This window comes from Gemmatimonadaceae bacterium (assembly GCA_036273715.1).
Classification (GTDB): domain Bacteria; phylum Gemmatimonadota; class Gemmatimonadetes; order Gemmatimonadales; family Gemmatimonadaceae; genus JADGGM01.
Genome location: DASUHB010000050.1, coordinates 73,909 through 87,214 on the forward strand (window position 1 = coordinate 73,909; position 13,306 = coordinate 87,214).

9 protein-coding genes are annotated in these 13,306 nt (G+C 66.5%); 8 read left to right on the plus strand and 1 reads right to left on the minus strand.

Annotated features, from left to right (window positions below; translation table 11 throughout):
- Positions 1–7: 7 nt before the first annotated feature.
- The 3 genes from lipB (at position 8) to VFW04_11220 (ending at position 3,537) form a co-directional block, all read left to right on the plus strand.
- Complete coding sequence (lipB, locus tag VFW04_11210) at positions 8–721, plus strand: lipoyl(octanoyl) transferase LipB (protein HEX5179893.1); 714 nt, start codon at positions 8–10, stop codon at positions 719–721.
- A gap of 84 nt (positions 722–805) precedes the next feature.
- Positions 806–1,456 carry a sulfite oxidase-like oxidoreductase gene (locus VFW04_11215; protein ID HEX5179894.1) on the plus strand — a complete coding sequence of 217 codons (651 nt, stop codon included), beginning with the start codon at positions 806–808 and terminating at the stop codon, positions 1,454–1,456.
- A gap of 41 nt (positions 1,457–1,497) precedes the next feature.
- Positions 1,498–3,537 (plus strand): ATP-dependent helicase, encoded by a 2,040-nt coding sequence (locus VFW04_11220; GenBank protein ID HEX5179895.1) that lies wholly within the window; start codon positions 1,498–1,500, stop codon positions 3,535–3,537.
- Here VFW04_11220 and VFW04_11225 read toward each other — a convergent pair.
- Positions 3,534–4,646 carry an aminopeptidase gene (locus tag VFW04_11225; protein ID HEX5179896.1) on the minus strand — a complete coding sequence of 371 codons (1,113 nt, stop codon included), beginning with the start codon at positions 4,644–4,646 and terminating at the stop codon, positions 3,534–3,536. The genes VFW04_11220 and VFW04_11225 overlap by 4 nt on opposite strands.
- Before the next feature lie 278 nt (positions 4,647–4,924).
- Here VFW04_11225 and dnaE point away from each other — a divergent pair, with 278 nt between their 5' ends.
- The 5 genes from dnaE to VFW04_11250 all read left to right on the plus strand — a co-directional run bounded on the left by dnaE (position 4,925) and on the right by VFW04_11250 (position 13,135).
- Positions 4,925–8,410: a DNA polymerase III subunit alpha gene (dnaE, locus tag VFW04_11230; GenBank protein ID HEX5179897.1), complete on the plus strand. Its 3,486-nt coding sequence runs from the start codon at positions 4,925–4,927 to the stop codon at positions 8,408–8,410.
- A 1-nt stretch (position 8,411) separates the two neighbouring features.
- Positions 8,412–9,380 (plus strand): acetyl-CoA carboxylase carboxyltransferase subunit alpha, encoded by a 969-nt coding sequence (locus tag VFW04_11235; GenBank protein HEX5179898.1) that lies wholly within the window; start codon positions 8,412–8,414, stop codon positions 9,378–9,380.
- Between the two features lie 12 nt (positions 9,381–9,392).
- The gene (ricT, locus tag VFW04_11240) at positions 9,393–10,460 is read left to right on the plus strand and encodes a regulatory iron-sulfur-containing complex subunit RicT (protein HEX5179899.1); all 1,068 of its coding nucleotides are present in this window, start codon (positions 9,393–9,395) and stop codon (positions 10,458–10,460) included.
- Positions 10,461–10,537: 77 nt separating this feature from the next.
- Positions 10,538–12,085, plus strand: a complete 1,548-nt coding sequence (metG, locus tag VFW04_11245; GenBank protein HEX5179900.1) for a methionine--tRNA ligase — start codon at positions 10,538–10,540, stop codon at positions 12,083–12,085.
- A 177-nt stretch (positions 12,086–12,262) separates the two neighbouring features.
- Positions 12,263–13,135: a M23 family metallopeptidase gene (locus VFW04_11250; GenBank protein HEX5179901.1), complete on the plus strand. Its 873-nt coding sequence runs from the start codon at positions 12,263–12,265 to the stop codon at positions 13,133–13,135.
- Positions 13,136–13,306: the final 171 nt, after the last annotated feature.

The following is a 13,306-nucleotide window of genomic DNA, read 5'->3' on the forward strand; positions in this document are numbered from 1 at the left end:
CAGCCGCATGCCGCGACTCGACGTCGTCCATCTCGGGCTTCGCTCGTACGGCGAGATCCTGGAGCTGCAGCGCGCCGTGGCGCGCGCGCGCATCGCGGGCGACGTCGATCAGGATGTCCTGCTGCTCGTCGAACACCCGCCCGTCGTCACGTTAGGCCGAACCGCCAGAGCGGCCAATCTCGTGGCCACGCCCGAGCTCCTCGCCGCGCGCGGCGTGGAGCGGTTCGACGTCGAGCGCGGCGGCGACGTCACGTTCCACGGACCCGGCCAGCTCGTCGGCTATCCGATCATCGATCTTGCGACGCACAAGAAGGATCTCCACTGGTATCTGCGGCAGCTCGAGGCCGCGCTCATCGCCACCCTCGCGCCGTGGCACATTCCCGCCGAGCGCAACATCGGCCTGACTGGAGTGTGGACGGCCGGCCGCAAGATCGCGTCGATCGGCGTGCACGCCCGCGAGTGGGTCACCTGGCACGGCTTCGCGCTCAACGTGGCGGTCGACCTGTCGTACTTCGATCTCATGGTGCCGTGCGGCATCAGCGGCGTCGTCATGACCTCCATGGAGCGCGAAACCGGCGCCCGCATTCCGTTAGGCGATGTCGCCGCCGCCGCCGCCGCCGCCCTCGGCGACGTGTTCAGCCTCGAGGTCTACGAGCGGTCGGAACAGGAGCTAACAGGCGGACAAAGCGCGGCCATAAAGGCGGACAAAGCGCGGCCATAAAGGCGGACGAAGCGCGGACATGAAGGCGGAGAACACGCAGATAATCCGGCTGTGTCCGTCCTGTCCGCCTTATATTATTGGCGCATGCCCGGTCTCTTGCCCGTCGTCGACGCGATTCCTCACGATCGCAATCGCGTGCCGCCGCGACAGGCTGTCACCAGGAAATGGCCGGTTCTGCACTACGGCGACGTCCCGCGCGTCGACCTCGCGACGTGGCGTTTCGAAGTCTCGGGTCTGGTCGAACACCCGTACACGCTCACCTACGACGAGTTGCTCGCCCTACCCCACCAGGACACCGTGTGCGACATCCATTGCGTCACGCGATGGAGCCGCCTCGACAATCATTTCGAGGGCATACCCGTACAGGATGTGCTGCGACGCGCGCAGCCCAAGCCCGCGGCGACACACGTCCTCGTCCACGCGGAACAGGGCTACACCACGAACCTGCCGCTGTCGGACCTCGACCGACCGGAAAACCTGCTTGCGTTCCGGCACGATGGCGTCGAGCTGACGCCGGAACACGGCTGGCCTCTTCGCTTGCTCGTGCCACACCTGTATTTCTGGAAGAGCGCGAAGTGGGTACGCGGTTTCGAGCTGCTCGACTTCGACATGCCCGGCTTCTGGGAACAGAACGGCTATCACATGCGCGGCGACCCGTGGCGCGAGGAACGCTACGGCGGCGTGCATGTGGACCAGGTTGCAATCAATCGGTACAGGAACAGCTCCAAGAAATAAGTATTGAACGGACCCTGCGACTCTTCCACCCGGCGCCGTTCGTGTCTCTCGAGTCCCACACACAATCGCTGAACGCCGCACAGCTGGCTGCCGCCCAACATGGCGACGGCCCGCTCCTGATCATCGCCGGCGCCGGCACCGGCAAGACGCGCACGCTCGTCCATCGCGTCGCGCACCTCGTCGCCACCGGCGTCCGGCCGCACCGCATTCTCCTGCTCACGTTCACGCGACGCGCTGCTCAGGAAATGCTCGAGCGCGCCGAGCGACTGGTGGGAGGAACGAAGGGACGCGTGCACGGCGGTACCTTCCACGCTACCGCCCACCGCCTGCTCCGCGCCTACGGCGAGGCCGCCGGCATCGCCAAGGATTTCACCATTCTCGATCAGGGCGACGCCGTCGACCTCATGGGCATCGCCCGGGCCCGGTTGGGCTTCGGCCAGCGCGCGTCCCGCTTCCCGAAAAAGGAAACGCTGCACCACGTGTACTCGCGCCACATCAACACCGATATCCCGGTGGATGATGTGCTGCGCGACGAGTTCCCGCAGTTCGCCGACGACGCGCCCGAAGTGCGCCGCGTATTCGCCGACTACATCGCGCGCAAGGAAGAGCGCAATCTCGTCGACTACGACGACCTGCTCCTCTTCTGGGCCGGCATGCTCGAAGGCTCCGCCGAGCTCGCGACGCGCATCGCCGGACTCTACGACCACGTGCTGGTGGACGAATACCAGGACACCAACCTGCTCCAGGCGCGCATTCTCCGCGGCATGTGCCGCACGCATCGCAACATCACCGTCGTCGGCGACGACGCGCAAAGCATTTACGCATTCCGCGGTGCAAATATCCGCAACATCCTTGACTTCCCGGCGCAGTTCACCGGCGCGACCATCGTCACGCTCGAAACCAACTATCGGTCGACGCAACCCATTCTCGATGTCACCAACACCGTCATCTCCCGGGCGCGCGAACGCTATACGAAAAACCTGCGCACCCACCGGTCCGGCGGCGACCTTCCGGCGCTCGTGACCGCGCGGGACGAGCACGATCAAACACGGTGGGTCGTGGACCGGGTGCTCGAGCTCCACGAATCCGGTACGCCGCTGCGCGAGATCGCGGTGCTCTTTCGCGCCGGCTACATGTCCGCCGACCTCGAGATCGAGCTCACCAATCGCAAAATCCCGTTCGAGAAATGGGGCGGCCTCAAGTTCCTCGAAGCGGCGCACGTCAAAGACGTGCTCGCCTTCCTTCGGTTGGTCGAGAACCCGCGGGACGAGGTGAGCTGGTATCGCGTGCTCCTGCTGCTGCCGGGCATCGGCGAGGCGACTGCGCGCGCCGCGGTCGAGCGCATTGCGGCAGCGGCGTGGGACCCGCAGGCCCTCGCCGCGTGCACGCCGCCCGCGCGGGCCCGAGCGGCGCACGACTCGCTGGTCACGCTGCTGGCGACGTTAGGCGAAACGGGACACGGCGCGCCGGCGGTCGCCGGCGAGATCGCGCTCGTGCGCCGCCTCTACGACGACATTCTGCGCGAGCGCTACGACAACATCGAGCCGCGCCTCGCCGATCTCGACCAGCTCGAAGTGATTGCCGGCCACTTCCCGTCGCGCGCCGCATTTCTGAGCGAGCTCGCGCTCGAGCCGCCATCCGGCACCCAAGATCTCGCCGGCCCAGACGATCGCGTGGACGACGCCCTCATACTCAGCACCGCGCACAGCGCCAAGGGCCGCGAATGGGACGCCGTCTTCATCATCTGGGCAGTGGATGGCTGGTTCCCATCATCACGCGCGCTCCGCGACGACGATGAAGCCGAGGAAGAACGACGTCTCATGTACGTCGCGATGACGCGGGCGCGCCATCAGCTCGCGGTCGTGCACCCGCTCAACACGTACGGCTCGCGATGGGGCTCGGAGTACACCATCGATCAGTTGTCGCGCTTCATCGACGGCGGAGTGCGCGAGCGCATGCGCCGGGTGGCGGCTGTGGCCGAGGTACAGCAGCCGGCTCCGGCAGCCGCGGCGCCGGTCGGACCACCGCTCGACCTCCGCGCGCTGGTGCGCGGTCGCTTCGGCGCCGGCGGCAACGCCTAACGGACGGCCGAGTCGCCGGCCGCGCCGGACGCGGCGTGCGCTGTCACCCAGTCGCGCACGGCGCCATACGGATCGTTCGGCCGCGACTTGGCCAGCGCGATGATCTCGGTCACGGCGCGATGCAAATCGCCGCCCTCGCGATCGAGCACGTCGTCGAACAGATCGAGACCCGTTCGATAGACACGCCGCGAGAGCACGATCGCGTTGTTGAGCACCAGCTGCACGCGCACCCCGGGCGGGATCCCGGGCAATCGCGGCAGCACGTCCTGCATGAAGTGCGTACGCGCCCTCGCGAACACGGTGTCGCGCGCCGCAAGCCGCGCCGCCGCGCTGGCCGGATGCGCGCGAAACGCCGAATCGAGCCCGTCGAACACACTCTGCCAGAATGCGCCTAACAATCGATCGCGCGCCCAATCCTGTCGGCTCTCCCGCAGGTGCACCGTGTCGCCGCGCGAAGCGAAGAACCGCATCGCCCCGTGCGCACCCACGAAGTTCGCGAACGACTCGTTGAACACTGCCTGTCCCGGCGCATAGAACGTGTTGTGCGTCAACTCGTGAATCACGGTGTTCGCCAGACTCGCCGTGTCCTCGTGCAGCGTACTCGATACCAGCGGGTCTTCGAACCAACCGAGCGTACTGAACGCCGACGCCGGACGCACGTACGTGTCCAGCCCCTTCGCCTCGAGCGACTTCGCCTCGTCGAACGCGCCCTGTTTCGTGAAATAGCCCTTGTACGGCACGCGACCGACGATCGGAAACCACCACGTGTACGGTCGCAGCCGGTCGCGGTACGCGGCACCCACCACCAGGACCAGCGTGTCCGAATCGAGTCGGCTGTAGGTGGTGAAGCTCTCGTCGGCGTCGAGGTGCAGCGAGTCGGCGGCAAACGTTCGCGCCTCGAGCACCAGCTGCAGCTTGGCCCGTGTCACGGGATCGGTGGACGGCGATGCGATCAGCGCGCTGATCGAGCGCCGGCGGACCAGGATCTTTCCCTCTTCCCACGCGGCCTTGGCGAGATAGCGGCCAATCGGCGTGAGCACCAGAAACGCGACCACCAGCACGAGGACGGCGACGAGTATCCGTCCGATGATGCGTGCGGGCGACCTCACGAGATGAAACCCTCCTCGATCATCGTCGGCGTGGCGCGTTCCATATCAGTCTCGACCGTGCGGCTCGCGCATGCGCTTCCAGCGTGCGAGCACCGATGCGCGCGAGCATCGCGCGCTGCCCGAGCAAAGGTATCCGGCGCGCGCCGGCGATGCATGCGAGAGCGCCGGCCACGAAGCCCTGTCCTCGAGACGCTCGGGGCGTATACTACGGAAGCGTTCACGCGCCTCGCCTTGGTGCCGCGCGAGAGCCGCCCGTCGACGCCACCAGCCCATACCCGATGTCCTTCGTCCATCTGCACTGTCACTCCGAGTATTCGCTGCTCGACGGCGCCAATCGGATCGACGACCTCATCGCGCGGGCGCTGGAATTCGAGCAGCCCGCGCTCGCCATCACCGACCACGGCAATCTCCACGCGGCGTTCGAGTTCCAGGAAAAGGCCAAGAAAGCCAAGCTGCGAGCGATCATCGGCATGGAAGCGTACGTGGCCCCGGGCGATCGACGGGAACGCTCGCGTCCGCGCCCAGGCGCCAAGCCCTACTTCCACCTGATCATTCTCGCCGAGAGCGAGACGGGCTATCGCAATCTCGTCAAGCTGTCGTCGCTGGCGTACATGGAAGGGTTCTACAGCAAGCCGCGGGTCGACCGCGAATTGCTCGCGCGCTATCGAGAGGGACTGATCGTGTCGTCGGCATGCCTCGCCGGCGAGATCGCGACCAACCTCATGGACGACCGCTACGACGACGCCAAGGCGGCCGCGCTCTGGTACGGCGACGTGTTCGACGGCCGCTATTACCTGGAGGTGCAGGCGCACGACGCAGGAGGTCTGCAATCCAAGCTCAACGCGCAGGTCTTCCGGCTCGCCGCCGACACCGGCCTGCCCGTGATCGCCACCAACGACGCGCACTTCCTCCGCCGGTCGGACCACGATGCGCACGACGTGCTGCTGTGCATCGGGTTAGGCAAGGATCTCGAGGCGCCCGACCGGATGCGGTACGATGACGGGCTCTACTTCAAGAGCGGGCCGGAGATCGCCGCGCACTTCCCGGACCGCCCCGACGTGCTCGAGAACACGCTGCGCATCGCCGACCGCGTGCACATCGAGCTGGGCAAGACTTATCACGTCCCGTCGTTCCCGTTGCCTAACGGAGTGGCCACCGAGAACGAGCTGCTCGTCCGCCTCGCCGAGGCCGGCGCCCGCGAGCGCTACGGCGACCCGCTGCCCGACGAGGTCCGCCGCCGCCTCGACTACGAGCTCGGCGTCATCACCACCACCGGCTACGCCGGCTACTTCCTCATCGTCGCCGATTTCATCGCCGCGGCGCGCGACCGCGGCATCCCCGTCGGCCCCGGACGCGGTTCCGCCGCCGGCTCGCTCGTCGCCTACGCGCTCCGAATCACCGACGTCTGCCCGCTCAAGTTCGATCTGCTGTTCGAGCGCTTCCTCAACCCCGAGCGCGTGTCGATGCCGGACATCGACGTCGACTTCTGCTTCGAGCGGCGGGGCGAGGTGATCGAGTACGTTAGGCAGAAGTACGGCCGCAACGCCGTGGGCCAGATCATCACCTTCGGCACCATGAAGTCGCGCGCCGTGATCAAGGACGTCGGCCGCGTGCTCGGCTTCACCCCGCAGGAAACCGACCAGCTCGCCAAGCTGATCCCCAACCAGCCGAACTATTCGCTCTCGGTGAGCGAGGCGGTCGAACAGATCACCGACGTCCGCAACCTCTACCGCAAGGAAGCGCGCTACAAGCAGCTGCTCGACTACGCGATCGCGCTCGAAGGACTGTCGCGGCACGCCGGCGTCCATGCCGCCGGTGTCGTGATCGCGCCCGGTCCGCTCGACGACTACGTGCCCGTGTGCACGCAGACCACCAAGGGCGCCGGCGGCACCGAGGACGAGTCGGTGGTGGTCACGCAGTACGACATGAATTACCTCGAGAAGGCCGGGATGCTCAAGATGGACTTCCTCGGCCTAACGACACTCACGGTGATTCACGATGCGTTGGCCATGATCGCCGAACGGACGGGCGAGCAGCTCGACCCGTCGCAGCTGCCGCTCGAGGACCCCGAGACGTACCGGATGCTCCGCGCCGGACGCACCGCCGGCGTCTTCCAGTTCGAGTCGGCGCTGGCCACGGATCTCCTCCGCAGCATGCGGTGCGACCGCTTCGACGACCTGGTCGCGTCCAACGCGCTCATGCGCCCGGGTCCGTTAGACGCAGGCATGCACAAGGTCTTCATCCGCCGCAAGCGCGGGGAAGAACCCGTGACCTACGCGCTGCCGGAGCTCGAACAGGCGCTGGCCGGCACGTACGGCGTCATCACCTACCAAGAGCAGGTGATGCGCATCGCGCAGATCCTCGCCGGCATCTCGCTCGCCGAAGCCGACGTGCTGCGCAAGGCGGTGGGCAAGAAGGACGCCGAGCTCATCCGCAACGAGTTAGGCAAGTTCATCGAGAAAAGCGTCGCCCGCGGCTACGACCGGCGCATCATCGAGGAGATCGCGAGCCAGATCGAGACGTTCGGCCGGTACGGCTTCAACAAGTCGCACTCGGTCGCGTATTCGGTGCTGTCGTTCCAGACGGCGTGGCTCAAGGTCCATTACCCCGCCGAGTTCATGGCCGCGCTCCTGTCGTCGCAAATCGGCGACACCGACGCCGTCGTGAAGTACATCAACGAAGCACGCGAGATGGACATCGAGGTGCTCCCGCCCGATGTCAACGAATCCGGCTACAAGTTCACCGTCGTCGGCGACAAACGCGTGCGCTTCGGGCTCGGCGCCATCCGCAACGTCGGACGCACCGCCATCGATGCGATCCTCGCCGCGCGGCGCGATGGACCGTTCACGGCACTCGTCGATCTCGCCGATCGCGTCGACCTCCGCACCTGCAACAAGCGGGTCTTCGAAGCGCTCATCGGATCGGGCGCTCTCGACGGTCTCGGTGGCCACCGGGCGCAGTACCTCGCCACGCTCGATTCCACGCTGCAGGAGGCCGCACTCAAGCAAGAGGAGACGGCCAGCGGCCAGGTCTCGCTCTTCGGCGAGTCCTCGGGAGGCGCGACCGCAACCACCCTTCCGGCGCGGACGCTTCCCAACGTGCAGCCCTGGTCCGACGCCGAGCGCCTGGCCAGAGAAAAAGAGATCCTGGGCTTCTATATTTCGGGACATCCGCTCGAGCCCTACCGGACCGAAGTCGAGTTGTTCGCCACGCATACTGTGGCTCAGCTCGGCACGTGGACCGATCAGCCGATCAAGCTCGGTGTGGTCGTCACGGCCATCAAACGGCAGGTGAGCAAACGGAGCGGAGCCGAGTTTGCGCGGTTGACAGTGGAGGATTTTTCGGGATCTTCGGAGGTGCTGGTATTCCCCGAGGCCTGGACCCTCCTCGGCGACAAGATCAAACCGGATGTGCCGGTGTTGCTCGCCGGCAGCTATTCTCGACGCGATCAGGGAGCGGAGAATCCCGTGTTCATCGTCGAGTCGGTCACGCCGTTCGAGCAGAACCGCGCCACCGGAAATGTCGCCGTGTCCATCGAGTTGGGGCTCGGCGCCGGTGTGTCGGCTGACGTGATGCGCGATGTGCGTGAGGCCGTCGAAGTGCACACCGGCTCGGCGCCACTCGAGCTGCGGTGGAACGATGGAAACGGGATGAGTGCGCGCCTCCGGTCGCGATCCTTGCGGATCGCCGTAACCAACGCCGCCCTCAACGAGCTGCGATCGATACTCGGGCCTGACCGGGTGCGACTCGTACGCGGGAGCTGAAATGGCGAGCTCGACGACGATGGAGTTCGAGAAGCCGATCGCTGAGCTGGAAAAACAGATAGACGAGCTGAAACGGACCGCGGGCAAGCGACAGATGAGCGTGACCGAAGAAATTGCGCCGCTCGAGCGGAAGCTCGACGAGCTGCGCGCCGAGGTCTACAAGAATCTGTCGCCGTTGCAGCGTGTCCAAGTGGCGCGCAACAACAAGCGCCCCTTCACGCTCGACTATCTGCAGCTCGCGTTCACCGATTTCATCGAGCTCCACGGCGATCGGCTCTATCACGAAGACGCCGCGATCGTCGGCGGTTGGGCGCGCCTCGAAGGCGAGACCGTGATGGTGATCGGCCACCAGCGCGGCCGCGACACCAAGGAAAATCTCAAGCGCAACTTCGGCATGCCGCACCCCGAGGGCTATCGCAAGGCCCTCCGTCTCATGAAGCTCGCCGAGAAGTTCCACGTCCCCGTGATCACGTTCATCGACACGCCCGGCGCGTGGGCCGGTCTGGGCGCGGAAGAACGCGGGCAGTCGGAGGCCATCGCCCGCAACCTGTTCGAGATGAGCCGCCTCGAGGTGCCGATCGTGTCCACGGTCATCGGCGAGGGCGGCTCCGGCGGCGCGCTAGCGTTAGGCGTGGCCGACCGCGTCCTGATGATGGAAAACGCCGTGTATTCGGTGATCACCGTCGAGGGCTGCGCGGCCATTCTCTGGAAGGATGGCAAGAGTCCCGAGATGCGCGAGCGCGCCGCCTCGGCGCTCCGCATCACCGCGCAGGATCTGCTCGAGTTGGGCGTGATCGATGAGATCATCCCGGAGCCGGTGGGCGGCGCGCATGCCAATCATGAAGCGGCCGCGCAGGCCGTCCACCAGGCCGTGAGCCGCGCGCTCGAGGAGTTAGGCCGCTACCGTCCGGAAAAGCTCGTCCGGCGCCGCCGGGAGAAGTTCCTCGCCATGGGGCAATACGCCGAGTAGCGACAGACCACGATGGCCACGCAACTGATCGAAGTCGCGTTCAAGGGCAATCGCAAGGAGTTCTTCCTCTGGGACGTGGAAGAACCCCCGCGCCTGCACGCGTCGGTGATCGTCGAAGCAGATCGCGGCGAGGACCTCGGCCGCATCCACTCGGTGGGCGAGCTCGCCGAGCACCGCTGCGGCGGCTGCGCGCATGGCTGCGGCGCCGCGCGCCCCGAACGCAAAGTGCTGCGCACGGCGACAGCCGACGAAGAGCGTCGCGCCGCCGAGCTGCGCGGCCAGGACGAAGACACACGCCGCAAGGTGATGGAAAAGGTCAAGCAGCACGGCTTGATCATGAAGGTGTCCGACGCGGAGTGGCAGTGGGACCGGCGCAAGCTCACCATCTATTTCACGGCCGAGCGGCGCGTGGATTTCCGCGCGCTCGTGCGCGACCTCGCAGCGGCGTTTCGCACGCGCATCGAGCTCAAGCAAATCGGCGTCCGCGATGAGGCCAAGCGCCTGAGCGGCATCGGCCGCTGCGGACGCGAGTATTGCTCCGCGTCGTGGCTGCCCGAGCTGCGCCCCGTGAACCTGCAGGTGGCCAAGGATCAACGGCTCTCGCTCAACCCGTCCCAGATCTCCGGCGCGTGCGGACGGCTCATGTGCTGTCTGCGGTACGAGCACGAGTTCTACGCGCAAGCGCGCAAGCGCTTTCCGAAGGAGGGACGCGTGCTCACGACCACGCGCGGCGAAGAAAAGGTTGTGACCAACGATATCTTCAACGACCGCGTGACGCTGCGCGGCACGGACGGTGAGACGCGCGTCGTTCCGTTAGCCGATCTCAAGGCGGAGATCGAGCGGCGGTCGCCGCTCTCGGTCGAGCGCATAGACGACGAACCCGACGTCGACGAACCGGTGGACGACGCGGACAGCGCGGTCGACACGGTGCTCGACGCGGGGCTCGATGCGGCCGACGAGGAGGCGCCCCAATCGGAGCCTGCCGCCGCGGCGTCGGATGCGTCGCGCGGACGCCGATCCCACCGCCGCCGGGGCCGCCGCGGCGGACGCCGCAGCCGCCCCGGCGGCGATCCGCAGTGACGTTCCGCCCGTCGCGGCGGCGCGCCTAACGGCGCCCCGCCGCCCCCGCCCTCCGACAGGACTACCGTACCCGCATCGTGCCTCGATTCTACCTCACGACCGCCATCGACTACGCGAACGGCGAGCCGCATCTGGGCCACGCCTTCGAGAAGATCGGCGCCGATGCCATCGCCCGGTACCACCGTCTGTTAGGCGACGACGTGTGGTTCCTCATCGGCATGGACGAGCACGGACAGAAAGTCGCCCAGACCGCGACCGAGCGCGGCCTCTCGCCGCAGCAGCTCACCGACCAGATCGCCGAAAGCTTCCAGCGGATGTGGGACCACCTCGAAATCTCCCACGACCAGTTCATCCGCACGTCCTCCGCCGAACACCGCGAAGGCGTCCGCGACCTGCTGGAGCGCATCTTCGAGCGCAACCCCGACGACTTCTATGAAAAGTCGTATCAGGGCTGGTACTGCGTCGGGTGCGAAGCGTTCAAGCAGGACTCCGAGATCTTCGACGGCCACTGCGTGCTCCACCCCACGCGCACGCTCGAGTGGGTCGAGGAGCGCAACTGGTTTTTCCGGCTGTCTGCCTATCAGGACCGCCTCCGTACGCACATCACCGAGCACCCGAAATTCGTGCAGCCCGAGTCCCGCCGCAACGAGATCCTGAGCCTGCTGGACCAGGGCCTCGAGGACGTGTCGGCGAGCCGGTCGCGGTTCTCGTGGGGCGTTCCCTTCCCTCGCCCAACGAGCGACGGCGAACAGCAAACGACGTACGTGTGGTTCGACGCGCTGCCTAACTACTGGACCGCGCCCCGATTTCCGGGATCGCGCGCTCACTGGCCCGCGCAGCTCCACGTGATCGGCAAGGACATCACGCGCTTCCACTGCGTGATCTGGCCGGCGATGCTGTGGGCCGCCGGCGAAGCGCTGCCCGAGCGCGTCTGGGCGCACGGCTTCGTTCAGTTAGGCGGCGAGCGGTTCAGCAAGAGCGCCGGGGTCAAGCTCGAGCTGGCGGAAGCCGTGGACCGGTTCGGATCCGACGCCTTTCGATATTTTCTGCTGCGCGAAGTGCCGTTCGATGCCGACGGCAACTTCTCCTGGGAACGCTTCGAGGAGCGCTATACGTCGGACCTCGCCAACGGACTCGGCAACCTCGCCAGCCGGACCATCGCGATGATCCAGAAGTACTGCGATGGCGACGTGCCGCACGTGAGCGCCGCATCGCTCGCCGGCGCCGCGCCGTGGGTGGAGATCGAACGAGTTCAGTATCGGCGCGCGATGAAGGGCTTGCTGCTGCACGAAGCGCTCGCCGCAGCATGGCGCGTCGTGGCGCGCGCCAACGAGTACGTCGATCGGCAAGCGCCCTGGAAACTGTCCAAGGATCCATCGCGCGCCGACGAGCTGCGCGAGACGCTTGCCGCGCTCGCGTGGATGTTGACGCACCTCGCGCTCATGCTCGCGCCGTTCATGCCGACCAAGGCGCAGGAGCTGTGGCGTCAGTTAGGCGGGACGGGGAACATCGATGAGCAACGTTGGCCCGCTGCGGACGAAACCCCCGTCGCATCGCTGGAACCGAGCGGATGGCGCGTCGAGAAAGGCCTGGGTCTCTTTCCACGAGAAACCGCCGCGGCGTGACGCGTCCCGCGGCCATTCATTCGCAGCCGTCAGCGCCGCTCCGTCACCTCGCCCGAGGGGCAAGTAACGCTATGTGGCGCAACGAAAACAGATGTTTCACGCGTGACTCCCCACGCATGAAACGAGTCCTCCTGCTGTAACCCCCCTCCATACAGCTGCTGCCATCGAGAGGTCTCCATGCGCGCCGACCGCCGTTGGACCATCATGCTCGTCCCGAACGGTTGCGACGCCGCGCGGAGCATCACCATCAGCTCCGCCGCGATCCGGCGCTCTCTTCGAATCGGCGGCGCCGCTCTCGTCGCAGTGCTCGTACTCACCGGCGCGGTGCTGACGCGGTCGGCGCTCGCGCCGCACCCGGCCCAGGCGCCGTCGCCTGCATTTCAAGCGCGGCTCAACGGCCTGCTCGACACGATCGAGACCATTGCGCACCGCGATGAGCAGATTCGGTTGCTCGCGGGGTTGCCGCAAGACTCGGTGTCCGCGTTGCTCTCGGATCATCCCGCAGACAGCAGCTACGTCCAGCGCGAGGGCATGGTGTCGCACCCGAATCTCGATCTGCTCATCCGTCGTGCGAATTCGCTCGCCGCGAGCTTCGCGGAAGTTTCCGACACGCTGTCGCAGCACGCCGAGCGGTTGTCGCACATTCCGTCGATCATGCCGACGGCCGGATGGCTCTCGAGTGCATTCAGTCGTTCGCGGTTCCACCCCATTCTGCACATCAGACGGCCGCACGAGGGCATCGATGTGAGCGCGCCGATGGGTGCGCCGATCGTCGCGCCTGCCGCCGGCACTGTGACGATGGTCACGGTGCAAACCGGATACGGGAATGTGCTCGAGATCGACCACGGCGGTGGCATTGTCACCAAGTACGCGCACTGTTCGCGGATCGTGGTGCGCGTCGGCCAGCACGTCGATCGCGGGCAAGTGATTGCCAACGTTGGCAATACCGGTCTGTCGACCGGTCCGCACCTGCACTACGAAATTCACGTGCAGGGGAAGGTGGTGGATCCGCTCACGTACGTCCTTCCCGCCGGCGCCATCCCCGACTAACGCCGGGCTTGCCGGAGCGCTACCCGCGTGGCCGGTAGTTTGCCTTCGCCTCTATTGACAATCTTTCCCGGAAGCCGCACTCTGGAATGGCGTCGTTTCCCTGCTGTGGTCGGCCTCAGGAGGCTGCTATGCGGGCATTTTACCCCTCGTTGGCGATGCTGCTGATGGGCG

Excerpts from the sequence above, each read along its gene's own strand:
- dnaE (HEX5179897.1), top strand. The coding sequence starts at position 4,925 with ATGTCCTTCGTCCATCTGCACTGTCACTCCGAGTATTCGCTGCTCGAC.
- lipB (HEX5179893.1), top strand. The coding sequence starts at position 8 with ATGCCGCGACTCGACGTCGTCCATCTCGGGCTTCGCTCGTACGGCGAG.
- VFW04_11235 (HEX5179898.1), top strand. The coding sequence starts at position 8,412 with ATGGCGAGCTCGACGACGATGGAGTTCGAGAAGCCGATCGCTGAGCTG.
- VFW04_11215 (HEX5179894.1), top strand. The coding sequence starts at position 806 with ATGCCCGGTCTCTTGCCCGTCGTCGACGCGATTCCTCACGATCGCAAT.
- ricT (HEX5179899.1), top strand. The coding sequence starts at position 9,393 with ATGGCCACGCAACTGATCGAAGTCGCGTTCAAGGGCAATCGCAAGGAG.
- VFW04_11250 (HEX5179901.1), top strand. The coding sequence starts at position 12,263 with ATGCGCGCCGACCGCCGTTGGACCATCATGCTCGTCCCGAACGGTTGC.